This window comes from Streptosporangium sp. G11 (assembly GCF_051192615.1).
In the GTDB taxonomy this organism is placed as follows: Bacteria; Actinomycetota; Actinomycetes; order Streptosporangiales; family Streptosporangiaceae; genus Streptosporangium.
The window spans coordinates 52,379-74,303 of sequence record NZ_JBPJUQ010000055.1 but is presented as its reverse complement, the minus strand read 5'-3'; the positions used below and the strand labels follow the sequence as shown (position 1 = coordinate 74,303).

The 21,925-nt window shown below is 66.9% G+C and carries 24 protein-coding genes and 1 tRNA gene; 11 read left to right on the top strand and 14 right to left on the bottom strand.

The features are described 5' to 3' along the window. The coding region (locus tag ACSDR0_RS36245) for a hypothetical protein (protein WP_435293459.1) at window positions 1-322 on the bottom strand (322 nt) is incomplete at its 3' end. Window positions 323-554: 232 nt separating this feature from the next. Here ACSDR0_RS36245 and ACSDR0_RS36240 point away from each other — a divergent pair. Further along, complete coding sequence (locus ACSDR0_RS36240) at window positions 555-1,211, top strand: flavodoxin family protein (RefSeq protein ID WP_435293458.1); 657 nt, start codon at window positions 555-557, stop codon at window positions 1,209-1,211. Here ACSDR0_RS36240 and ACSDR0_RS36235 read toward each other — a convergent pair. Genes ACSDR0_RS36235 through ACSDR0_RS36210 form a run of 6 tightly spaced genes read right to left on the bottom strand, consistent with a single transcriptional unit; the run spans window position 1,154 to window position 6,283 of the window. Continuing rightward, a complete protein-coding gene (locus ACSDR0_RS36235) occupies window positions 1,154-1,690 on the bottom strand; it encodes a hypothetical protein (RefSeq protein ID WP_435293457.1) in 537 nt (178 codons plus the stop codon). The genes ACSDR0_RS36240 and ACSDR0_RS36235 overlap by 58 nt on opposite strands. Beyond that, window positions 1,680-2,072: a carboxymuconolactone decarboxylase family protein gene (locus ACSDR0_RS36230; protein WP_435293456.1), complete on the bottom strand. Its 393-nt coding sequence runs from the start codon at window positions 2,070-2,072 to the stop codon at window positions 1,680-1,682. Before ACSDR0_RS36230 ends, ACSDR0_RS36235 begins: the two co-directional genes overlap by 11 nt. Before the next feature lie 3 nt (window positions 2,073-2,075). Then, window positions 2,076-3,284, bottom strand: coding sequence for an MFS transporter (locus ACSDR0_RS36225; RefSeq protein WP_435293455.1), 1,209 nt, complete (start codon window positions 3,282-3,284; stop codon window positions 2,076-2,078). 7 nt (window positions 3,285-3,291) lie between these two features. Continuing rightward, entirely contained in the window at window positions 3,292-3,804 is a 513-nt protein-coding gene (locus ACSDR0_RS36220) for an aromatic-ring-hydroxylating dioxygenase subunit beta (protein ID WP_435293454.1), read from the bottom strand. Then, the gene (locus ACSDR0_RS36215) at window positions 3,801-5,120 is read right to left on the bottom strand and encodes an aromatic ring-hydroxylating oxygenase subunit alpha (RefSeq protein WP_435293453.1); all 1,320 of its coding nucleotides are present in this window, start codon (window positions 5,118-5,120) and stop codon (window positions 3,801-3,803) included. Before ACSDR0_RS36215 ends, ACSDR0_RS36220 begins: the two co-directional genes overlap by 4 nt. After that, window positions 5,117-6,283: a glycosyltransferase gene (locus tag ACSDR0_RS36210; protein WP_435293452.1), complete on the bottom strand. Its 1,167-nt coding sequence runs from the start codon at window positions 6,281-6,283 to the stop codon at window positions 5,117-5,119. The genes ACSDR0_RS36215 and ACSDR0_RS36210 overlap by 4 nt, the downstream gene beginning before the upstream one ends. A gap of 797 nt (window positions 6,284-7,080) precedes the next feature. Here ACSDR0_RS36210 and ACSDR0_RS36205 point away from each other — a divergent pair. Beyond that, a tRNA-OTHER gene (locus ACSDR0_RS36205) sits at window positions 7,081-7,138 on the top strand. Window positions 7,139-7,280: 142 nt separating this feature from the next. Beyond that, window positions 7,281-7,490, top strand: coding sequence for a hypothetical protein (locus tag ACSDR0_RS36200; protein ID WP_435293451.1), 210 nt, complete (start codon window positions 7,281-7,283; stop codon window positions 7,488-7,490). 65 nt (window positions 7,491-7,555) lie between these two features. On the opposite strand, the gene ACSDR0_RS36195 is transcribed toward ACSDR0_RS36200, so the two are convergent. Next, on the bottom strand, window positions 7,556-7,930 hold the full coding sequence (locus ACSDR0_RS36195) for a tyrosine-type recombinase/integrase (RefSeq protein WP_435293462.1): 375 nt from the start codon (window positions 7,928-7,930) through the stop codon (window positions 7,556-7,558). A 42-nt stretch (window positions 7,931-7,972) separates the two neighbouring features. On the opposite strand from ACSDR0_RS36195, the gene ACSDR0_RS36190 reads away from it, so the two are divergent. The 3 genes from ACSDR0_RS36190 to ACSDR0_RS36180 all read left to right on the top strand — a co-directional run bounded on the left by ACSDR0_RS36190 (window position 7,973) and on the right by ACSDR0_RS36180 (window position 11,265). Further along, window positions 7,973-8,785: a hypothetical protein gene (locus ACSDR0_RS36190; protein WP_435293450.1), complete on the top strand. Its 813-nt coding sequence runs from the start codon at window positions 7,973-7,975 to the stop codon at window positions 8,783-8,785. Next, a complete protein-coding gene (locus ACSDR0_RS36185) occupies window positions 8,782-9,159 on the top strand; it encodes a GntR family transcriptional regulator (protein WP_435293449.1) in 378 nt (125 codons plus the stop codon). The genes ACSDR0_RS36190 and ACSDR0_RS36185 overlap by 4 nt, the downstream gene beginning before the upstream one ends. Window positions 9,160-9,771: 612 nt before the next feature. After that, window positions 9,772-11,265 (top strand): alpha/beta hydrolase, encoded by a 1,494-nt coding sequence (locus ACSDR0_RS36180; RefSeq protein WP_435293448.1) that lies wholly within the window; start codon window positions 9,772-9,774, stop codon window positions 11,263-11,265. 39 nt (window positions 11,266-11,304) lie between these two features. On the opposite strand, the gene ACSDR0_RS36175 is transcribed toward ACSDR0_RS36180, so the two are convergent. Next, window positions 11,305-12,468 carry a serine hydrolase domain-containing protein gene (locus ACSDR0_RS36175; protein ID WP_435293447.1) on the bottom strand — a complete coding sequence of 388 codons (1,164 nt, stop codon included), beginning with the start codon at window positions 12,466-12,468 and terminating at the stop codon, window positions 11,305-11,307. A 293-nt stretch (window positions 12,469-12,761) separates the two neighbouring features. On the opposite strand from ACSDR0_RS36175, the gene ACSDR0_RS36170 reads away from it, so the two are divergent. After that, entirely contained in the window at window positions 12,762-13,487 is a 726-nt protein-coding gene (locus ACSDR0_RS36170; RefSeq protein WP_435293446.1) for a MarR family transcriptional regulator, read from the top strand. Here the strand turns inward: ACSDR0_RS36170 and ACSDR0_RS36165 are convergent. After that, the gene (locus ACSDR0_RS36165) at window positions 13,484-13,675 is read right to left on the bottom strand and encodes a hypothetical protein (RefSeq protein WP_435293445.1); all 192 of its coding nucleotides are present in this window, start codon (window positions 13,673-13,675) and stop codon (window positions 13,484-13,486) included. The two genes, ACSDR0_RS36170 and ACSDR0_RS36165, sit on opposite strands and share 4 nt — an antisense overlap. Before the next feature lie 654 nt (window positions 13,676-14,329). Further along, entirely contained in the window at window positions 14,330-15,679 is a 1,350-nt protein-coding gene (locus ACSDR0_RS36160; protein WP_435293444.1) for a M20/M25/M40 family metallo-hydrolase, read from the bottom strand. Window positions 15,680-16,163: 484 nt separating this feature from the next. Between ACSDR0_RS36160 and ACSDR0_RS36155 the strand changes: the two genes are divergently transcribed. The 3 genes from ACSDR0_RS36155 (at window position 16,164) to ACSDR0_RS36145 (ending at window position 17,790) form a co-directional block, all read left to right on the top strand. Continuing rightward, on the top strand, window positions 16,164-16,628 hold the full coding sequence (locus ACSDR0_RS36155; protein WP_435293443.1) for a hypothetical protein: 465 nt from the start codon (window positions 16,164-16,166) through the stop codon (window positions 16,626-16,628). Window positions 16,629-17,052: 424 nt separating this feature from the next. Next, window positions 17,053-17,619, top strand: a complete 567-nt coding sequence (gene lepB / locus ACSDR0_RS36150) for a signal peptidase I (protein ID WP_435293442.1) — start codon at window positions 17,053-17,055, stop codon at window positions 17,617-17,619. Between the two features lie 9 nt (window positions 17,620-17,628). Beyond that, window positions 17,629-17,790: a hypothetical protein gene (locus tag ACSDR0_RS36145; protein WP_435293441.1), complete on the top strand. Its 162-nt coding sequence runs from the start codon at window positions 17,629-17,631 to the stop codon at window positions 17,788-17,790. A gap of 175 nt (window positions 17,791-17,965) precedes the next feature. On the opposite strand, the gene ACSDR0_RS36140 is transcribed toward ACSDR0_RS36145, so the two are convergent. Continuing rightward, the gene (locus ACSDR0_RS36140) at window positions 17,966-18,298 is read right to left on the bottom strand and encodes a tyrosine-type recombinase/integrase (protein ID WP_435293440.1); all 333 of its coding nucleotides are present in this window, start codon (window positions 18,296-18,298) and stop codon (window positions 17,966-17,968) included. A gap of 66 nt (window positions 18,299-18,364) precedes the next feature. After that, window positions 18,365-19,348 carry a BtrH N-terminal domain-containing protein gene (locus ACSDR0_RS36135; protein WP_435293439.1) on the bottom strand — a complete coding sequence of 328 codons (984 nt, stop codon included), beginning with the start codon at window positions 19,346-19,348 and terminating at the stop codon, window positions 18,365-18,367. Between the two features lie 424 nt (window positions 19,349-19,772). On the opposite strand from ACSDR0_RS36135, the gene ACSDR0_RS36130 reads away from it, so the two are divergent. Further along, window positions 19,773-20,567, top strand: coding sequence for a barstar family protein (locus ACSDR0_RS36130; protein WP_435293438.1), 795 nt, complete (start codon window positions 19,773-19,775; stop codon window positions 20,565-20,567). Window positions 20,568-20,689: 122 nt separating this feature from the next. Here the strand turns inward: ACSDR0_RS36130 and ACSDR0_RS36125 are convergent, their stop codons facing one another. Next, window positions 20,690-21,619 (bottom strand): hypothetical protein, encoded by a 930-nt coding sequence (locus tag ACSDR0_RS36125; RefSeq protein WP_435293437.1) that lies wholly within the window; start codon window positions 21,617-21,619, stop codon window positions 20,690-20,692. Window positions 21,620-21,925: the final 306 nt, after the last annotated feature.

Here is a 21,925-nt window from a genome sequence, read left to right as displayed (position 1 = left end):
CGGCGTCAGACTGAAAACCGGCCTCGACCAGGCACCAGGCGGACTCGACGTCGGCGGGCAACCACCCCCGATTTTCATGCCCGCAGGGCGTGCGCGCAGCCACATCAAAGACTGAAAAGCGGAAGGTCGGCGGTTCGACCCCGCCCCTGACCACAGCAACTGAGCAGCACAAACGCCCCGAGCCGATCACGGCCCGGGGCTTTTTGATGTTCGGTGACAGCAACGTCGATCGCTGGATCGAGACCTCGCCGCTGCTGCGCAAGATTTGATATGTGCATTCTGCATGCAACATGAATCCGTGTTCGCAGGCAGCATGGTTCACGCTCGGGCTCCGCTAAGTATCTGCAACTCGGAAGCGGTACCGATTCCGAGGGCAGATGAGTAGGTCCGGCTCAACCGAACTCGGGGTACATCACCTGCTCGTGGTTTTTTCGATACCCGTTTCGGTGGTGCTCAATTGTGGGTAGGTTGAGGCTGCCTCAGTGTGCGGCCACGGGGGCTTTGTCCGGTGGCCGGTCTTGGGTGGCGCTGAGCGAACAGGGGAGACCCTTCGGATGAAGATCGTTGCGTTGTCCTGCACGCAGAAGCGTCTCCCGTCGCTGACCGACGCGCTGCTCGAGGCGGCGATTACCGGCTTTGTCCGGGAGGTCGGTGACGCGGAGATCCAGCGGATTCGGCTGATCGACCATCGCATCGCGATGTGCGAAGGCGAGGACACCTGCCTTGATCCCGAGGTGGGCCGGTGCACGATCGACGACGACTTCGAGCATGTCGTCGATCTGGCCGAGGGTGCGCAGGCGATGCTGCTCGCCATGCCGGTGTACGCGGGGAACGTACCCGCGGTGCTGAAGATCTTCCAGGAACGCTTGAAGAGCTTCATGAACGCCAGGCAACGCCCGTTCGGCAACCTGCTGGTGGGGACGATCGTGCATTCGCGCACGATGCTGACCGAGCCCGCACTGGGATCGTTGTTCCCGTGGTACCTGCGCCTACGGAACAAGAACGTGGCGTCGGCGTGCTTCACCCAGAACGATCATCAGGACCTGACCCGCACCGCGGCGCTCGACATGTGTGTGGCCGTGGGCCGGCAACTCGGCATGACGCTCGACGGCAGCCGGTCACCGGCCAACGACCGCACGGCACTGCCGTTGGTTCAATCACCGGCTCGTCCGCGGTGCGGTGACCCGGCCGCGTCCTCTCCTGGAGCGTGAGGAGATTCCGCGCGCCAGGTGCACCCGCCGCCCGCCTGTTCGCACGACACCGTGACGTCCGGTTCCACGTAGCGGGCGGCGATGGCGGTGTTAAGTTCCTGGCAGTACGGGCACGGTGACGAGAACGTCAGTACGACGCCGGCGCGGGCGGCCCGTTCGCGGTACCGGAGGATCCCACAGTCGGCGTTGCGCAGGACGGTTCCCGAGGGTTGGGGCTCACTGGTCACTGCCGAGTCGTACAGCAACAGCTGACGCTGCAGCCGGGTCATGAAGTGATCGGTGGCGGATACCCCGGCGGGCCGTTGCGCTTGCAGTAGCTCCGCGGTGATGCGGGAGTTTGCCTCGATCCACGCAGCCAGGCCTTTTTCGCCGTGCTCTCCCAGGATGAACTCCTCTGCGGCCGCCTGGGCCTCGAAGAACCGCTGGCGCCACAGGTCGACCTTCTCGGCTGGGTCGAGGGGAGACGGTTCACTGGTCATGGTCCGCGTCCCTCCCGGTGGCGCCGTCCAGCTCGGCGAAGACCTCCTGGGCGACGCGCAGTCCGTTGTTGGCGACCGGCCAGCCACCGTAGTAGGCGAGCTGAATGATGACTTCGACGATCTTCTCTCGCGACATCCCGAGGTGCAGGGCGGCACCGATGTGGCCGCGCAACTCCCAATCGGTCCGCGCCAGCGTGACCGCGGTCAGCGCGACCAGTTCGCGCTCCTCGACGCTCAGGTGCGGGCGGGTCCAGATCTCACCGAACAGGTGGTCGACGGTGATCTGCAGGAACTCCGGGTAGGAACCCGGGCGCGGTTCGCGGCCGAAGACCTGCCGGAACATGGCCTCACCCCGCTCATGTCGGGCAGACGGCTGATTCATCGATTAACTCCTTCGCGTTGGCCGAACAGTTGTCAACGTCCACGACGCCACGAAGGCGACGACCAGCAGCGCGGCGCCGCTGCCGAAGGCGGCCGGAACACTCACCCGCTCGGCGATGAGCCCAACGACGATCGGTCCGACTACGGCGCCGACATCGGTGCACATCGAGAAGACGGCGACGCCACTGCCGGCCCGGCCGGCGACGACGTCACCGATCAGCGCGGCCGGTGCGGCGTTGAGCAGCGCTGATCCCGCCGCGTACACACTGAGCAGGACGACGAGCCAGGCGTAACCGTCCACGAACACCAAGGCTGTGATCGCCGCCGCAGCCACACCGGTGCCGGCGATCATGGCGGGCCGGCGGCCGGCCCGATCGACGACCCGGCCGGCCGGCATGATCAGCAGCGCCTGAACGACGGCGGATATCGTGAACGCCCACCCGACCCACGTCACGTCATGTCGCCACGCCACGACCACCGTGGGGACCAGTGCGCCGCGCAGCCCGAACAAGACCCATCCCTGCGCCAACGCTGCGAGGCAAGCCACCAGGTAGCGTCGGTCCCGCAGCAGGACCGGTAGCCGGACCACGTCACGGTCAGGCTCCGCGCCGGCGGTTCGGCCGCTGCGGAGCACCGCCAGTGTCAGTAACGCGGCGGCCAGCAACAGCACGGCGTACGCCACGAACGGCGCGGACAGGGCGATGAGAGCGAGGGGCCCGCCCAGTGCCGGTCCGCAGATCCCGCCGAGCAGGAAGCCCGCTTCGAACACGGCGCTGGCCCGGCCCCGCTGGTCGGCCGGCGCGATCGCCAGGAGTGTCGCCAGTGCGGACACCGAGAACAGCACCGAGCCGACGCCGCCGAGGCTGCGGAACACGAGCAGCTGCCCGTAGGACCCGGCGAACGCCGTCAGGGCCGAGGAGACCGCACATAGCAGCAGGCCGGCGACCAGGACTCGCCGCTCCCCGAAACGAACTCCGAGCCGGCCGCAGAACGGACTGGTGGCCAGCCGCATCAACGCGAACAGGGCGACGAGCACTCCGATCTGGGTGGGCCCGGCCCCGAACGCCGCCGCGTACACCGGGAGCACCGGGAGTACCAGTCCCAGGCCCAGCATGACGCAGCCACCAACGACACTGAGGACGTAGACCTCGCGAGGGAGACTCGGCTGGGCGGCGGCAACGGGTGGGGCGCTGCCAGGGCCGGCCGCCGTCACTGTCCGATCACAGGATGATGCTGAGCTTTCCGTGCTCGTACAACGTCTCGTGGTCGAGCACCACGACCCGTCTTCGGACCCGGAACGACTCGCCCTCGACGACGAGCTCGAACCGGCATTTTCCGACGTAGGCGTCAGAGCGCCCGTGCCCGAACCGGTACACGATGAGATTCGCCGCCACGTCGAGGTGCGTGCCCCGATCGGTCAGGATCTCCACGTTGCTGATCATCCGATTCGTCCGCGACCGAGGGTTCTCGCACCACACCTCACCGTTGAGGAGTTGTTCGATCCGCTGGCGTAGCCGGGCAGCGTCGTCGTCGATGAGCCCGAGCGCGTCGGCCGTCTCGCCGCGGACGTCGGTGGCCGGCACCGAGTAGCGGATGTCGTCGGTCAGCATCTCGTCGTACCACTCGAGCAGGCGCCACTCGTCGAGCAGCCGCGCCTCACGGAAAAGGAACTGGCTCACCCGGTGCCACAACCGCACCTGGGCCGCTTCGTCGACCGTCAGCTCGGTGGTCATCGTGGCTCTGCCCCTTGCATCTCGGCCCGGTGAGCGACCTCGAGGTGACCGTCGTCGCCGTGCATCAGCCGGTCCCACTGCCGCCAGAACTCGCGGGCGGGAAGCTCGTCGGTCGTCTCCGGGACCTCCTTGTTCATACCGCGTGACAGATCCGAGTAGCGGACCGTGCGGTTGAGATAACCCCGCTGGCAGGACTCGACGATCTCGATGTCGTCGGGAGTGGCGAAGCCGGCGGGGCCGAGGAACGTCAGGTAGTGACTCTTGCGGAGTTCCCGGATGTCCGGGTCCTCGTCCTTGGGGGCCAGGGCGACCGAGGTGATGGCCATCTGGCCGGCGCCGATCGGGTCGATCTTGCGGATCGTGATCGCGATCGCGTCGATGATCATCAAGTTGGGGAAGATCAGCACCGCACGATTGGTGCCGGTGATCCGTTCGGCGCGTTCGGCGCCGAACCGCTCGACGAACCGTGCGGCCGTCGCCTCGATCCGCGGCCGGACCTCGGCGCCGAACATCGGCGTCCAGTAGGCGAGCGGGCGGGCTGCCGCCGGTGGCAGCTCGTTGGCTCCATGCCCCAGTCCGAGGGCGCAGCCGAAGCCGCCTCGTCGTCGTGGTGGCACCGACCCCAGCGACTCCATGTAGCCGACGTAACGCTTGTGCAGGGCCCGGAAGTGGTAGATGTCGACGCTGTTCTCCATCATGAGCTTCCAGTTGGCCCGAGCCCCGTGGAGTTGCGCACCTTGGATCACCTCCATCCCGACCTCGGACTGGTCGTCGATCAGATCGAGGTACTCCGTCGCACCCGCCAGGTACTCGGTCAAGGTGCGCGGCTGCTCCGGATCGAAGGTGGCGAACACGAAACCGCGGTAACTGTCACTACGGTGCCGCGCCAGGCCGAAGTCCGCCTTCCGAAAGCCTGGCCCGTACCCGTCCGGGATCGGGACCCCGACCAGGTCGCCCTGGTTGGAGAACGTCCAGTCGTGATACGGGCACCGGAACGATCTGGCCTGCCCGGCCGGCTGCGAGCAGATCAGAGCCCCGCGGTGAGTGCAGCTGTTCGCGAACACCCGGATCACCCCGTCGGACCCGCGCGCCATGACCACCGGGCGCCCGCCGACGTCGCGTGCCACGTAGGAGCCCGGCTCGGGCACCTCCGATTCGTGCCCGACGTACAACCAGCAGCGATCGAAGATCCTGGTCATCTCCTGTGCGGCCAGGTCGTCGTCGGTGTAGGCGCGGCGATCCACCTGGAACGAGAGGCGCTCAAGATCATCGATCACGATCGGGTCGCCCACCGGCCGCCGCAGTTCGATCGTCACTGCTCCCCATTTCGCTGTAGCGTCTCGACCGTGCTGATGACCAGCTCGGCCGTGCGCACGGCGGAATCGCCGCACTCCGGCTGCGCGGCGCGCAGCCGGGCCCGGTAGTCCCGGGCGGGATCGAGCAGATCGGTGACGGCGTCGGCGACCGCCTGCTCGGTGACGCCGGCCGGCTCCAACGCCGTCCCGAAGCCCGCGCTGTTCACGAAGTACGCCTGGACAGGCTGATCCACGGCCAGCGGGATCACCAGCATCGGTGTCGCCGCCCGGATCGACTCCGCCACGGAGTTGTATCCGCCATGGGTGATGAACACGTCGGCCCGCTCCAGCACCTCACGTTGCGGCACGTACGGGGCGGTGAGCACCTCGTCGGGCAGCGCGAGCTCCTCGGCGAGGTCTCCGACCGCGGCGATCACCTGCGCACCGGTCGCCGCCGCCCCGAGGATCACCGTGCGCAGCAGGTCCGGCCGCCGGTAGAAGATCGTGCCGAAGGAGACGTACACCACCGGGCGGTCGGGGTCGATCCGGTCCAGGCCCGAGAAGGCGACCTCGTCGCCGCGGGTCCCCGCCGCGCCCGGCAACCCGATCAGCTGCACACCGTCGTCGGTGACCCCGTCGTCCCCGACGAGCGCGGGAATCGTCGGCATCAAATTGAGGATCGGCGAACGCGCCGAATGGGTCCGGGTCGACCACAACACCCCGTGCCTGGTCAGATAGTCGCCGACCTGCTCGTCGTACAGCCAGCGCCCCCGCCGGTGCTCGCTCGGGCACACTCCGCCCAGGTTGGCCCAGATCATCCCGTACGGCACGCCGGACGCCTGTGCGCCGACCATGGCCGACGCCGTGACCGGCAGCGAATCGACGAGCACGAAGTCGGGCGCCGTCGCGCGGAGCGCGTCAGCCGTCTGCTCTGCCACCGGCGACGACCGGAGCATCGGGCCGATCTTCGCCGGGTCGCCGCTCCACGGCGCCATCTCGACCTGCCCGACCGCGTGGACCTGCGCCTTGCCCAGGGCCTGGCGGCGCTGCTCGTCGAGCGCGCCGCCGTCCGCGGACAACAGCAGCAGCTCGACGTCACCGCCGGCGTCTTGGAGCGCGTTGACCACCGGAACATACGGGTTCAGATGACCATGCTGAGTCGTGGTGAGGAGGGCGACGCGCATCAAATCTCCGATTCATCGAAAGAAGACGACCAGGCCGACTCAGGATCTGGCTCTGGACGCACCACAGCAGCCACGACCGCGACACCCCCTGCCTTCGGAAACGAGTCGAGACGGCGACGCACGAACGGCGGAACTCCGCCCCCGGACAGGCGAGAACGCCCGGCAGGCGAAAAGGGGCCGACGACGTCCAGGTACTGCTACGAGGCTCTACGCATTTCCCACCATCACTGAGAGGACACATCGATTGACGCTATTCGAAACAACCTCGAAACAACCGGGTTCACCGCCTGCCCTCAGGCAGTTTCGCAAAGCCTGCCGGGATGTGCAATCGATGTCAACGCCTCACAACTGTCAGCTACCACCACTTTGCTGGACGCGACTTCGTCAAGGACGGCTATGGGACGTCTTACGCGACAGATGAGCGTTCCGCGACGGAGTCAGTGCCCGCTCAGTAAGTGATACCGAGGTCACCCAACTTCCTGTCCGCGAAACATTTGCGAAATGATCAAGAACGGTTCAAGCACGGTATCAGCCATAGCCGCAGATCAACAGACCTAAGCGGCCCTGATCGCGACCGCTCACCTAACACGGGTGTCTTTGTCGAGTCCTATGGCAGAGCCGTGACGATCGCTGACTTCGGTAGCCGCCATTGACTGCTGGGGCGATCGATGCCAAGCCCCTCCTTCGCCGGAGCTTGCCACCGGCGGCCATGGTCAAGGTGACAGCAACGTCCCCGCACACGAACTCACTTCGGCCATCGTCCACCGCTCTCTGACCACGGTCTCCGCTACCTGACCAGGGTGATCGGTCCGCCTGGAAAGCGGAAGGTCGGCGGTTCGACCCCGCCCCTGACCACAGCAACTGAGCAGCACAAACGCCCCGAGCGACTATCGGTCGGGGCTTTTTTTGTCTCCAGTTACAGCAACGTCTCCGCTGCTTCGAACCCCAGGTTTTTCGTGTCCTGGACGATCCCGCCTGAACGCGGGATCATGAGAACGTGAGCAGGACGGACAACACGATGCCGCTTCGCTTGCAGGAGCAGGATGGGCGCCGCTACAGGCACGATATGGGCGGGTCTTATTCGGGTATCGGTGAAGATGCCAACCTGGCGGAGCGCAAGGCCCGGCAACGGGTACGACTCACATTGCTGCGCGGTGAGGAGCCAGAGCCGACCAGGCATCGCCATTGCGAAAAATGGCTCTATTAACGAGGGCCGACAATGAAGCGTCCCGGAGGTGACCTCCGGGACGCTTCATTCATGTACGTGCGATGTCAGCCGAGGGCATCGCCGAGTTTGCCCAGGGCGTTGCGCTTGTCGTCAAGGGAGATGCGGGCGTGGATAGTCCTGGTTACTTCGATGTCGCTGTTGCCGACGATGTCTCGGACGACCTGGGGCGGTACGCCTGGGTTGAGCAGCAGGGTCACGCAGGTGTGGCGGAGATTATGAAAGCGCATGTCCCCGAGGCCGGTGGCTTTGCGGATGGTTCCCCAGCTTCGCCGGAGGTCGTCCGGCTCCATGGGCGTCCCGCGCCGGGACGGGAAGACCAGGCCGTGCTCCTCCCCGTCGTTCCAGTGGTCGGAGCGTTCGGCGAACTGCTGCTCGCGATGCGCTCGGAGCGATGGGGCGTTGACTTTGTCGCAAGGTATGACGCATCATCTTGCTACAAAGCTTGCGACAAAGGAGGCGCTGTGACCCGCGAACCGCTACCGGACACCGACCCGCCGACGCGCACGACCGATCTGCGTACGGCGGGCGAGTGGCTGACCCACCACGACCTGGCCGACACCCACCCGACCCCGCTGCTCGCCAGCCGGCTGGCGGTCCGCAGACGCGCCCGCCTGGCCACTTACGTCATCCTGGCCGCGCTGATCATCGTGAGTGCCCTCGTCGCCACTTCCGCTTTCGGAGGCCTCCCGCCGCATCGCCCGCTACCGCTGCTGGCCCTGACCGCGTCGGTGGCCGGGCTACTGCTGGCACAGTTCCTGCTCGACCGGTGGGTGCGACGCGTCGACCAGCGGGCGGGCGCGACGCTGTCCCGTAGGGCCGCCCATCCGATCCAGCCCGGCTGGCGGACCGTGCTCGGCCGGTCGTACGCCGTCTTCGTGGTCGCCACGTTCGTCGGCGCGATGGTGCTGGCCGCAAGCGCCCTGGCCGTTCCCGACCCCACCGTGCGGCAGCTGGCCGTCGTCGTGCTGATCGGCCTGCTCGGCGCGACGGCCATCACCGCCATGCAGCTGCGCCACCTGCTCAGGTTCCCGGTCGTGGCGGAGGACGAGGAGTCGCTGACCGCCGACGTCATCATGCGCGTCGAAGACGCCCGCGAGCTCACCACGCCGAACGTGCAGTGGTCGCTGCCGGTGGTGCTGTTCGGCACCGCGCCCGGCTGGTGGGGCGCCGCCGCGGTCGCCTACATCGTCCTGAGCCTGGCCGCGTGCGTCGCGATCCATGCCAGGACGCCGTCGTGCGCGACGGTGGCCCGGCGGGCCATGAGCGTCCGATGATCATCATCGATGCGGCCTCGCCGGTACCGCCGTTCGAGCAGCTGCGATCCCAGCTCGCCCGGCAGATCCAGGACCGCACGCTGGCCGTGGGCGCCCGGCTGCCGACCATCCGCCACCTCGCGGCCGACCTCGGCCTGGCCGTCAACACGGTCGGCCGGGCCTACCGGGAGCTGGAGGAGGCGGGGCTGATCGAGACGCGCGGGCGGGCGGGCTCGTTCGTGTCGGCCGCAGGCGAGGAAGGCCGGGAGCGGGCCCGCCGGGCCGCCGCCGACTACGCCGCCGTGATCGCCAGCGTCGGCCTCGACGCGGCCGAAGCGCTCCGCATCGTGCAGGCGGCTCTGACGCCCGGCGCGGCGGCGCCGACCTCGTCATGACCGCGACCCGGCCGCGGGGGCACGTCGCCGGGCGCACGACGCCGGTGTAGCGGCCGATCAGGCGGCGTCCGAGCCGCCGCATCGGCTGCTCCGGAAATCCCGCGCCGACTCCGCGGTGATCTCGATCTCGGTGTGGGTCATGCGGAGCAACAGCAGCCGGACGGCGGCGACCCATTCCGGAATTCCCAGGGGATCGGCCGTTTTCCCGGCCGACTCTCATCAAGGCGGGGCTCCCATCAAGGCGGTGCTCCGGATCGTTGGACGAAGGACGTCACAGGCGGCGTCCGCCTGATCGACTCCCACCGCGAACTACGGCCCCTGTTTCTCCGCGTGACCAAGCTTCTCCGCGTGATCAGGCGAAGGGTCTCGCGTACCCGGCAGTGCCAATTTCACAGTCATCGAGAAAGCATCTGTTCCTTTTCAAAAGGGGTATCAGTGCGATCAAGTCTGCGATTAAATCTGCGATCAAGTCTGACATCGTTCATCGCCGCGGCGACAGTGGCCACCGTGGCGGCAGGCGCGCCCGCGCCGGCTGAGGCCCGGACCGGCGCGCCGGAGCCGGCGGTGGTCGAAGCCGGGGGAGCGGCTCCGGTCTGGGGTGAGTGCCCGCCGGTGGAATCCGGTATCCCGCGCGACCCACGCCAGCGGTGCGCGACTTTGCGGGTGCCGCTGGACTACCGCGCCCCGCGCGGGCGGAGCATCGGGATCGCGATCTCCCGGATCGGCACAGCGCAACCCGGGTCGCGTCGCGGGATCCTGCTGTCCAACCCGGGCGGCCCGGGCGGTAGCGGCCTGGACCTGCCCAGCCGGCTGGCGGTCGTACTGCCGCCCGAGGTCCTGGATCGGTACGACCTGATCGGCTTCGATCCGCGAGGGGTCGGCCACAGCGCCCCGGTCACCTGTGGTCTCGATCTCATGAAGCAGTCGACGCTGCTGCTGCCCTACCCGGCGCCGGATGGCGGCATCGAGCGCAACCTCGCCTTCGCACGGGACACCGCGGCCGCATGCGCCGAGCATTCCGGCGATCTGCTTCCGTTCATCACCACGGCCAACACGGCCCGGGACATGGACCGCATCCGAGCCGCGCTCGGTGAGCCGAAACTGTCCTACTTCGGCCTCTCCTACGGCACCTACCTGGGAGCCGTCTACATCTCGTTGTTCCCCGGACGCGGCGATCGGATCGTGCTGGACAGCGCCGTCGATCCGGGCCTGGTGTGGCGGGACATGTTTCGGACCTGGAGTCAGGCGGTCGCGGCGCGTTTGCCCGACTTCCTCGCCTTCGCAGCCGAGCGGGACGCCGTCTACCACCTCGGTGCGACGCCGGACGAGGTGCGGCGCACGTACGACCGGCTGACCGCGGCCCTTGACCGGCAGCCCTTGGAATACCCAGGCAGCCCCGTACTCGACGGCAACGCCCTGCGCGAGATCACCCGGGTCTGGCTCTACTTCGACGGCTACTTCCCCCTCATGGCCGAGTTGTGGCGGGAACTCGCGGACGCCATCTCCGGATCCACCCCGGACCCCGCCATCCTGGCGCGACTGGACCGGCTGGGCTCTGTCGGTAAGGTCGGCGGCGGCGGTGGTGGCACCGGGACGGCGGGTGGCACCGGGACGGCGGAGATACCGGCGGACAACCACGTCGCCGCGCTCTACGCGGTGGTCTGCGATGACGTCGCCTGGCCGCGCGGCGTGGCGTTGTACGCCCGGCAGGCCGCGGCCGACCGGCGGGCGTGGCCGGTGACGGCGGGCATGCCGTCGAACTTCTGGCCATGCGCGGCGTGGCCGACCCGGCCGGTGGAGCCGCCGGTGACGGTCACCGGTCACGGGCCGCGCAACGTGCTGATCCTGCAGAACACCCGCGATCCCTCCACGTCCCTGGTGAGCGCGCGCGGCCTGCGCGCCGCGCTCGGACGGCGGGCCGTCATGATCACGGTTGACCAGGGCGGCCACGGCGTCGTCGGGCTGGGCAGTTGCGCCGACGAGGCGCTGACCGCCTTCCTCGCCACCGGGGCACTGCCCGGGCGGGACCGCTTCTGCCCGGCTCCGTCACCGGCCGACGCCATCGCCCGCTCCACGCCGTACATACCTTCTGTGGGGCCGCTGTAGGGCCGTTTCCTGTGGACCGCCGCGTGCCGGTAGGAGTTCTCAGGACTCGGCTGGGCAGAACTCCGCCGCGAGCACGTCGTTGAAGACGCTCAAGCCGCTCCAGTCACCGTTGACCTGGCTGGTGACCATGTGCTTGCCGTCACGGGACCCCATGGCGTACGCCCACGAACCGTAGGTCGCGCCGGCGTTGCCCCAGAGCGTGACGCCGCATGACAGCTTCTGCGAGAAGACGCCGAGGCCGTACCGGGTGTCGGGAATCCAGTTCTGGGTCGCGACGGTGGCGAACATCTCCCGCTGCTGGGCGGGCGGCAGCAGGCGTCCGCCCAGCAGCGCGCCGAAGAACCGGTTGAGATCGGAGGTGGTCGAGACGATGCCGCCGGCCGCCCAGGAGAAGGACTGGTTCATCTCGGTCGCGTCGTAGATCTTGGGGTTGGCGTCGGGGGAGAACAGCGTGGAGTAATGCACGGGGTGCGCCCCGCGGATCTTCGCCTCGCCGCCCGGAAGGTATGTCCCGGTCAACCCCAGCGGACGGAAGATCTGCCGGGTGAGCTCCTCGCCATACGTCCTGCCCGTGGCCTTTTCGACGATCATCGCGGCCAGGAAGTAGTTGGTGTTGGAGTAACCGAAGCCCTCGCCCGGCTCGAAGTAGGGCGGGTTGGCCAGGGCGATCTTCACCAGTTGCTCGGGGGTGTAGGTGTCGTAGCGGTGCTCGAACCACGCGGCTCCCTGTCCCGTGGCGAAGAACTCCTTGTCATTGCCGTAGTTGAAGATCCCGCTGGTGTGGTTGAGCAACTGCCGGATGGTGATCTCACGGCCGTCGTAGCCATTGCCCTTGACCAGGCCGGGCAGCCACTTGTCCACCGTGTCGTCGAGGCTCAGCTTGTGTTCGGCCGCCAGTCGCAGGACCACGGTGGCCGTGAACGCCTTGGTGGCGCTCCCGATGCGGAACCGCTCGTGTTGCCGGCGCTCGCGGCCGGTCTCGGTGTCGGCCACGCCCGCCGAGCCGAACCACTTGCCGTTGCCATCGCGGATCTCGGCGACGATGCCGGGAGTGCCGCCGGCCACGGCGTGATCAAGAGCACGCTGAACCTCGGCATGACCGGGAGCAGGCGCCGCCGACGCGGCGGGGGCCGCCATCGCGGCCTCTGCCACCGTCACTGCGGCGATGAGCAGCCCTGCGGTAGCGGGGAGGGACTTGGTCATGTCGATTCCTTTCAGGCGAGGGACATCAGCGCGACACCGACTGTCTCACTCGCGATAGTGCTTGTTCGGCACAGTGGAAAAGCTAATTTGCGTTCACAAAAATGTCAAATGTAATCTCGGATTTTTTCTATTTATGCAGGTGAAAGCGACGAGATTTGCAATGAATCTGCGATCGAACGCAATACGGATCACCGCTTCTTGCAATGATGTGCTCGCGAACGCAATACTGTCCATCCGCCCCACGGACGCACCAAGCGAACTGGGATGACAGAGCGACAGGAGGCGAACACCCGATGCCGGGAGGCAGGCTGACCTACCAGGACCGCCGGCACATCGCCGAGGGACTGGCCGAAGGACTCACCTACACCGAGATCGCCATGCGCCTGGACCGGCCGATCTCGACCATCAGCCGGGAGGTGATCCGCAATGGTGGAGCCGGCGGCTACCAGGCCGACCGGGCACACCAGGCGACCGAAGGCCGTGCTCGCCGACGCAGGCCGACCCCGGCCCCGGCGCCACCGGCCGCCACCGACGCACACGGGCGCGACCCCGAGGCGGTCCACGAACTGGAGGAACAGTTCACCGCGATGATGATCGGAACGGGGCTACCGCGCATGACCGCCCGGGTGCTCACCTGCCTGTACCTCACCGACAGCGGCAGCCTTACCGCCGCCGAGCTCGTCCAGCGCCTCCAGGTCAGTCCCGCCTCCATCTCCAAGGCCATCGGCGAACTCGAACAGCAGGAACTGATCCGGCGGGAACGCGACCCCCGCCGGCGGCGCGACCGGTACGTCATCGACGACGACGCCTGGTTCCGCGGCTGGCTGGCCAGCGCCAGACAGAACACCATGCTGGCCGATTTCGCCCGCCAGGGAGCCCAGACCCTCGGCGCCACCACACCCGCCGGCACCCGGCTGCAGGACGTGGGCGAGTTCTTCGAGCACGTCGGTCACCACATGATCCAGGCGGCCGAGCAGTGGCGGCAGGTCTATGCCGCGAGGCGAACGACAGATCGTTAGTACGGCGAGGCGATGTACAGGAAGTTTTTAAGAGACCCCTGGAAGGCGAACACCGGCAGCATCGCGCGCAGTACAGGATGGCGATGCCTGTAGCGAGCACCCGAGCACCCGAGCACCCGTCCGCCGGAGGGGCCGGCGCTGTGAACCGTCGCGACCGTGGCGGCGCCGTACAGCACCGTGGAGTCCACCGCGGGTCGTGGACGAACTCCGGCTCCAACGTCGGCGGCCTGCCGGGCTCATAGGTCAGGCGCCTGAAGCCGGTGTCGTGAAGGTAGACGTGGGCCCCTCCTCGGTTCAGAACTCGTACAGCCCTTCCTCGGACGTGATGCCACGATCCTTGTTCTTCGTCACGTCGGCGAGCTCGGTCACCGACATGAGGGCATGGTCCAACAGGCCGGAACGATCTGGCAGGTCTCAGCGGAGCGGTGACAGCAACGTCCCCACCCACACAGACTCACTTCGGCTATCGTCCACCACCCTCTGATCACGGTCTCCGCTACCTGACCGGGGTGATCGCTCCGCTTGAAAGCGGAAGGTCGGCGGTTCGGCCCCGCCCCTGGCCACAGCAGCTGAGCAGCACAAACGCCCCGAGCCGGTTACGGCCGGGGCGTTCTTCGTTGTGTTTGACGACAACGCGGTCAACGCGAAATCGCATGTGGGGCCTTTGGCGCCGAACGCGAAACGCTCCCGGTTCGGCGGGACGTTGGCCGATCTATAAAGCGGTGCCGATCTCTGTGGGAGTGAGTCTCCTGGTTTCCCTGGCGTTTTTCGCCGTCATTTGGAGGAAAAGGGTTTTCTCAGGATGAGAGGGGCGTGCTGTGAAGTGCCCTGCCTTCGCCGGGTCAGGAAGGCACGGGGAAGCCGGCGGGGCTGCGGTGCCCGGCTCTGTCGACGGCCTGTACACCGAAGAAGACGTTGTCCTTGGACAGGTCGATGCGCACTTCGGCGACGTCGCCGACCGGGATGACGTGGGTCCAGTCGGGGCTGGTGGTCTCGCGCCAGACGATTTCGTAGCCGGCAAGGTCGGGTTCGGTGCCGCGGGTCCAGACGAGGTCGGTGTCGTTGGTGAGCTGGTTGGTGCGGATCTTGACGTCCTTGGGCGTGCCGGGAGCCTGGGCGAGTGACCAGAGGGTTGCGGCGTTGACGCGGGCGACGCGAGCGATGTAGGTGAAGTCGCAGAATTCGGGGAGGTCGCCGAATTGTTTGCCGTTCTCGACGCGTACGTCCTGGTGCTGGTGGTCGAAGTTTTCGTTGGGTTCGGTGAAGCGAGCGGCGGGATAGCCCTGTTCGAGGAAGCCGATGTGGTCTCCGCCGCGCAGGTAACGGTCACGGCGGTAGATGATCCGGATGTTCATCCCGGTGGCATCGTTGTCAGCGACGTTCGTGACGAAGCGGGCGAGCTGGCGGGCGGGGGAGTCGTTCTCGCCGCCGACCGAGCGGCGGGTGTTCGCCTGAGCGGGGGTCTCGGCAGTGGGCACGCCCTCGGCGAAGAGCCGGACGGTACGGGGATCGCGGGTGCCGTCGTCGGCGGTGCTGCTGCCGACGATGTCGTTGGTGAACATCGCCTGCACATCGGCGGCCGCAGCCTTGTACTGCCCAGCCATGTACCTCGCGCCGTACAGGTTTTGCTCCTCCCCCGCGACGGCCGCGAAGACGATGGTGGCCTTGGGGCGGCGGGTGGCCATGACGCGGGCGAGTTCTATGGCGACGGCCACGCCGGAGGCGTCGTCGTTGGCGCCCGGCGCGTCCGCTGTGGCGTTCATGACGTCGGTGACCCGTGAGTCGTAGTGGCCTGACACCACGTATATCCGGTCAGGGGTGACGGAGCCGCGCAGGGTGGCGACGACGTTGGTGATGAGGGTGGCGGTGGGGATCCGGGAGGCAGGCTGCTGGATGTAGGACTGCAGCTCGACGGTCATGTGCCCACCGGACGCCGCGGCGTACTTCTTCATCTCGGCAAAGATCCAGTCGCGGGCGGCGCCGATACCGCGGTTCGGATCGTCCTGGGTGGAGAGGGTGTGCCTCGTGCCGAAGCTCACGAGCTTGCGGATGGTGGCCTCGATGCGTCGCTCGTCGATGTTCCGTAGCAGGGCGCGCAGTTCGGCGTCGGGGTGCTGCTTGGTGACAGGCCGACCGGGACCGGCTGGGCGAGCCGAGCCCGCTGCCGCCGCTGGGCCTCCGTCGAGGGTCACTCCTGCGGTTACCGCCGCGGTCGCGGAGATGGAGAGAAAGGTACGACGGCTGGCTTTACTGGGGAGTTGAGAATCTTTGTCATCCACATAGTGGGTGTATCCGGACATGGAAACTTTGTCCATGCCCAATATGCCGCGCCTCCGGCGCCCCTGGGTACCGCATCGAGGGGAGGCGCCGGCTTCGGCACTCGCTCCCCTGTCATGGGTGATTGCCTCCGCCCACGATGAGAGATCGGCATACGAGCCGCCGCCGCCGACCGGTCACGCCGAACGATGTGCAGCGGCTTGTACGGCAACACCGCCTTGCACGGTCACGCGCCACCAGCCCACATCTACTGTCCGACCAGGCCGTGAGTCCGCCGACCTGGGTGGCGCCGTTCACTCATGATGAAGTGGTTATAAGTGGAGCCACGACCGTGCTACATCCAGAGACGGCTGCAGCGTTCCTGTCGGGTGAATGTGCCGGCGCACTAGGCTGCTGATCATGAAGCGTTCGACGATCGCGGTGATCGTGGCTGCTTGTGTGTGGGGCGGTGTTCTGCTCGTTCCCGTCGCCTTCTTCGCGCTGAACTATGGGTGCGATGCCGGTGATGACCGGCTTGTCGCCTCTCTCGGCATCCTCGATGTTCGTCCGGCGAGCGCGACACCGCAGGAGGAACGCAGCAGTTCTTGCGATGAGGACGACCGGATCACGACCGTCTCGCAGACCTACCGTCCCTCGGGCGCGCGAGCCGACGTGCTGCCCTTCTACCGAGACATCGCGCTCAAGAACGGGTGGACGCCCCCTCCGGAGGATGACGGTGAAGGGGTGCACTGCTTCACCAAGTCCGTCGAAGGAAGGAACATCGAACTCTTTGTGCAGTTTGTGGATGCGGCGGGAGAGGGGTACGGCGATGACTACGAAGTACTCGTGAGCACTTCCGCGGCCGGCCTGAGCTGGTGGTGTTGACCCCGCGGAGCCTTTGAACGCTTCGAGCCTCCGCCGCCGGCTACGGGAGGCGGGGCTGACGACAACGGCGGCCACCGCTAGCGCACGGCGCCAGCCGTCCGCAGCTTTCTGACCTCGTGCCGGTCGAGCGGAGCAGGGGGATCGCTCCGCCTGAAAGCGGAAGGTCGGTGGTTCGACCCCGTCCCTGACCGCAGTGGCTGAGCAGCACAAACGCCCCGAGCCGATCACGGCCGGGGCGCTTTTCGTTGTGCTTGACGACAACGGGTTCCGACGTTCCAGGTTGAGATCGGCCTCGGCTACGTTAGCCCCGACGTCTATAAGGCCGCCCAGGCTGCCTGACCATCACGCCAAGGGTGTTCGCCAAAGCGGAACAAGCTCAGATATCTTGCTACAAGATCGTAACGAGAGGCGAGTCATCGGAGTGATGTCCAGCCCGGATAATGCTGTGGTGGTGTTTCGTGGACTATATATTCTGATCGTTCCGTTTGTGGTCGCAGGAGTTTCCGCCTGCTCGGTCATACCTGAGCCATTAATTTCCAAGATGACCGGAAGGGAGTCCTACCGCGAATCGAGCGAAGCCATGATGCCTACGCTCAAGCAGGGTGACGTGGTCACCGGCACGGTGACCGACGGGACGTACACACCTAAGACGGGTGACGTCATCGCCTTTCTGCCTCCGAAGTCGTGGGGCGGAAGTGGCGGCTACATTATCAAGCGAATCATCGGCGTTCCAGGAAATACGGTCAGTTGCTGCGACCCGCAGCATCGGATGGTCATTGACGGCAAGCCGGTGGATGAACCATATGTGACCAACGAGCGGGCTTCGAATCTCACCTTCGAGCCGATAGTCGTCCCGGAGGGGCGTATCTGGGTCCAAGGCGACAATCGCGATGTCTCTCTTGACTCGCGTAACCACCATCGCACGGGGGTTGACGGCACCGTCCCTGTGTCCAACGTCATCGGAGTCATCGACGTCAGCACCGCGAAGTAGAACCCGCTCATGAAGCGTTCGACGATCGCGGTGATCGTGGCTGCTTGTGTGTGGGGCGGTGTTCTGCTCGTTCCCGTCGCTTTCTTCGCGCTGAACTATGGGTGCGATGCCGGCGATGACTACGAAGTATTCGTGAGCACTTCCGCGGCCGGCCTGAGCTGGTGGTGTTGACCCCGCGGTGCCTTTGAACGCTTCGAGCCTCCGCCACCGGCTACGGGAGGCGGGGCTGACGACAACGGCGGCCACCGCTAGCGCACGGCGCCAGCCGTCCGCAGCCCTCTGCTCCCTGACCGGGCCAGGTGGCAGCGTACGTAACCGGGCAATCAATAGAAGCGCCCGGGTTTAATCACGCGGGCGCTTGGATGTGCATAGAGATGCTTCGACCGAGGGCGTCTCCGAGCTTTCCCAGGGTGTTGCGTTTGTCGTCGGGGGAGATGTGGGCGTAGACGGTCATGGTCACTTCGATGTCGCTGTGGCCGGCGATGCCGCCGACGACCCGGGGCGGGGCGCCGAGGTTGAGCAGCAGGGTCACGCAGGTGTGGCGGAGATCGGGAATCGCCCGCCGCCTGGGACGGCTCCGTCGACGATGAGTACCACGGCGTGCCGTCTCGGTGGGATAGGACTGCTCCAACGTTGATCGCTGAGCGGCGACGCCGATGTGTCGCCCCGGGATGTTCACACGATTCGGAGCTTGCCGGCGCCAGTGCTGCTCAGGCCGCACCCGTACAGTCGGCTTCCCTTTGGGCTACAACTGACGCAGCACCTGCATGGCGTCCTTCTCGATGCGCGAAAGATCGTGGAGGATGACGCCGGCCTGTTCGAGGTACCCCGCGTCGCCGCTCTCTCCAGCCTTCGCGATCAGGATGGACACGTCCGTCCACAGGAGGGCGGCCTCGGCGTACAGCTTGTGACCGGCGCGGAGGTTGCCGTCGTCGATCAGCCGGGTGCACTCGTCGAGGAAGTCGCGATAGAGGGCGCGAAACAGGGCGCCGCCGGTGCCGCCCTTCTCCATGAGGAGAGCGGCCTGCGGCAGGTCCTGCTGCGGCTCGCCGGCGCGTAGCAGCCATCCGGGCACCTGTTTGCCGGCCTTCTCGATGCCGCGGTGGCCCAGGTTCGCGATGGGAGCGGCGAGGAAGGCGTCGGCGCAGTCTTTGACGGCGGGGATGATCTGGTCCTGCCAAGAAAGCGGGTGAGCCGGCAGGGTGATGGTGAAGGATCGGTTCCTGGCGGTCATCGGGCCGCGTTCGGCGCGTGCCATGGCGAGGCCGGCCCGGCTGGTGCGCACCGCTCCTCCCTGCTGGTCGGTGTCCACAAGGTAGGCGTCGTGCTCGTCGTAGCCGTACATGGCGACGACATGACCGCCGAAGTGCACCTTGGAGCGGAAATAGTCCAGGTGGTAGCAGTCGAGCTGAAGGCCGACCGGCCGACCGGCGTCGATGGAGGCGGCCACGTTCTCCCACGCCTTGCGCGGTGAGGTGGTCTCCTCGGCCATCAACGTCAGTCCCAGCCTGGCGGCCAGGTTCCTGGTGAGCTCGAAAGGCTTGACGCGGCCTCCGAGAAAGGGAAACGCCATGCCCTTGCTGTCCCAATAGATGAAGGACAGGCCCGAGCCCAGCCCGAACAGCATGGGCTCGGACAGATCAAGTCCCTCATGCCGCAACAGCACCCCCAGCGCCGTCGTCTCGCAGTGGCACATGCCGCGGGTCTCGATGTCCTTCACGATGGTCATGCGTCGCTCTCCTCAGGCTGACGCGGCGAACGGTCACACCGCCCCCCTCCCTGATATCTTCATGATCAACATCTGGGGACCGCTGGGAGTAGCATGAGGCCTCCCACAGTGGGAGAGTCCAGCCGAGACCGCGACAGTCGGGCGAACCCGTGACCGACTCGACGAATTCAACCTGTGTGCCGGCCGCGCGGTCGCGCTTGACGACAACCCTGGCGACAACGTCGGTCACCTCAAACACACTCCGGCGACCTTCCACCCTCTGGCCACGCTCTCCGGCACCCGAGCAGAGGGATTGCTCCGCTCGAAAAACGGAAGGCCGGCGGCTCGACCCTGCCCCTGACCACAGCGGCTGAGCAATATCGTTCAGGGCTTTTTGATCTTCGGTGACAGCAATGTCATCCGATTACCGGTGAGCGTGAGACACGTGGATGATGTCCAGCCGAAATTCCTCCTGATCGACGCGGATGAGCAAATCTGTGGCTCCTGCCTTGATGCCGAAGGCGCCTTCGTCGAGGCGCCGGAGGACGACGAACCTGTGAACGTCGAAATCCTGGGTTGCCTTCCCTCCCAGCGGATGCGTGACTACCTCAGCGGGTCCAAGCGTCACCGCCGGAGGAATCCGCTGGGGCCGGGTGCGCTCCGGATGCTTGATACGGACGGGAATCCGCTCGCGGAGTTCTGGATGGGCGAGATCATCGACTGGCGGCCCTCACCGCTCGGCCGTGAACGGGTGGACCTGGTCGCCCGCTGTGGGGATTACGTCCCCTCCTCTCGTACGCGGCATGTCTGGGAGCGTTGGCGTACGGCCAGGCCCGACCGGATCAATCAGTGGGCCGGCTACGCGGGGGCGGACAGAGAAGAGTGGCTGACCATCGTCTTCCACAACAACCGCTGGCGGACAGGACACCCCGATCGCCCATCGGGACGCACCTACGATCTCGACGGAACGCACGTCACCGACAAAGCGAGCTTCTACCTGGCGATCGGGGAAGCGATCAACGGGCCCGGGGGCTACTTCGGCTGGAACCTCGACGCGCTGGACGACTGTCTATGTGGGCATTTCGGGGCGGAGGCGCCTTTCACGCTGCTCTGGCACCATGCGCACGTTGCTCGGGAATCTCTCGCCTTCTCGTTCGAGGGAGCGGGTGCCGGCTCGACCTATTTCGATGTCATCCACACCGTCTTCGAGGAGAAGGGGGTAGACGTCGTACTGAGGTGATCCTCTGCCGCCCGGATGTTCACCACCTTGCGGGCCGATCCGGGATCGCTGTTCAACGGCGTTGACGCCCTGTCCTGATCTGAGGACAGGGCTTCATCGGAGTCCGCCTGCCTGTTCCATCGTCACGATGGGGCGAGGCGGAGGATCTGGTCGCGGACGGGGTCGTCCAGGTCGGCCTGGAGCAGGCCGTTGTTGATGGCGGGGGCGCAGTTCATCGAGATCGTCACCGCGGCGGCGGGTCCCTGCGGATAGCCGAATATGAGCCGGATGCCGCGTTCGCTGGTGGCTCCGAGCCCTTGGCAGGTGTTCTCGCTCGGCACGGTGTCCAAGGAGTTCAGTGTCGCGGCCAGGGCACGGGCGATGTCCCTGTTGTGCCGTTTGCGGTAGGGCGGCCTTGAGTACGTGGCGTCCCTGCACACGGTGAGGCGGCCAGGCCGCCCCGGAACCAGCAGCTCGTCCTGGCCCCGGCGGTCGCCGGGACCCCTGCAGGGGTCCTCCGGCGGTACGGGCCGCCAGGTTCCGTCCTTGTAGGCGGTGGTGATGGCGGGCCCGACGTACGAGTTGCTGCCGGCGGTGCCGTTGGTGGTCCGCACGCAGCGGTTGACCTCCTCGGCGCTGCCCACCCACAGGGCGCGGCCGTCGGGGTAGGCGAACCGGATGAGGTAATTGGTCATCGGTCCCCCCATCGCCGTGCACATACGGCCTACCTCGGCGTCGGCCACCGGGAGGTAGGCGAGGTCACGGGCCATCGCCGCCGCCTGGTCCGTCAGCGTTCGCGAACCGGCCAGCCGCTCACCACCCGGATGCGCGTTGTCCCTTCCGGGGTAGGCGCAGATGAGGGCCTTCACCGGCGAGCCGGGGACGAGTGACTCCTCCACACCGTTGATGTCGGCGGCGGCGGGTACCCAGCCGCCGATGTTCTCGCTGTCCCAGCGCTGCGGGCAGGTGGCCGGTACGGGCGACGACCCGCTGATCGGTCCCGAGATCACCAGCGTCGCCACGCACACGCCGGCCGCCGCGAGGCCGAGACCGATCGAAGTGGAAAGCTTCATAGTTCATAGACGTCGATTCCCGGTCGATCGGTTCGCTTCGTTCGTCCCTGTCCGGGCGCCGGGTGAAGAGGAGGAGCGCGACCGCGGCGACGGCCGCGGTGGCGAACCCGGCCCGGCCGGCCGTTTTGGAGGTGCTCGGTCTCAGACCGTGAGCGGAGAGTCCTTCCGCATGGAGACTCGCTGAACCACAGAGGAATCGGGCCGAGTGTGATGTGGCAAACGAACCACACGCTCATTGATCGATCAGGGCTACGCGCACCGTGCCGGTGGCCCCGCGAAACGCGGGATCACCGGCACGGCATGTCA

Coding starts and splice junctions, on each gene's coding strand:
- ACSDR0_RS36240 (WP_435293458.1), top strand. CDS start 555: ATGAAGATCGTTGCGTTGTCCTGCACGCAGAAGCGTCTCCCGTCGCTG.
- ACSDR0_RS36235 (WP_435293457.1), bottom strand. CDS start 1,690: ATGACCAGTGAACCGTCTCCCCTCGACCCAGCCGAGAAGGTCGACCTG.
- ACSDR0_RS36230 (WP_435293456.1), bottom strand. CDS start 2,072: ATGAATCAGCCGTCTGCCCGACATGAGCGGGGTGAGGCCATGTTCCGG.
- ACSDR0_RS36220 (WP_435293454.1), bottom strand. CDS start 3,804: ATGACCACCGAGCTGACGGTCGACGAAGCGGCCCAGGTGCGGTTGTGG.
- ACSDR0_RS36210 (WP_435293452.1), bottom strand. CDS start 6,283: ATGCGCGTCGCCCTCCTCACCACGACTCAGCATGGTCATCTGAACCCG.
- ACSDR0_RS36185 (WP_435293449.1), top strand. CDS start 8,782: ATGATCATCATCGATGCGGCCTCGCCGGTACCGCCGTTCGAGCAGCTG.
- ACSDR0_RS36175 (WP_435293447.1), bottom strand. CDS start 12,468: ATGACCAAGTCCCTCCCCGCTACCGCAGGGCTGCTCATCGCCGCAGTG.
- ACSDR0_RS36170 (WP_435293446.1), top strand. CDS start 12,762: ATGCCGGGAGGCAGGCTGACCTACCAGGACCGCCGGCACATCGCCGAG.
- ACSDR0_RS36155 (WP_435293443.1), top strand. CDS start 16,164: ATGAAGCGTTCGACGATCGCGGTGATCGTGGCTGCTTGTGTGTGGGGC.
- lepB (WP_435293442.1), top strand. CDS start 17,053: ATGTCCAGCCCGGATAATGCTGTGGTGGTGTTTCGTGGACTATATATT.
- ACSDR0_RS36145 (WP_435293441.1), top strand. CDS start 17,629: ATGAAGCGTTCGACGATCGCGGTGATCGTGGCTGCTTGTGTGTGGGGC.
- ACSDR0_RS36135 (WP_435293439.1), bottom strand. CDS start 19,348: ATGACCATCGTGAAGGACATCGAGACCCGCGGCATGTGCCACTGCGAG.
- ACSDR0_RS36125 (WP_435293437.1), bottom strand. CDS start 21,619: ATGAAGCTTTCCACTTCGATCGGTCTCGGCCTCGCGGCGGCCGGCGTG.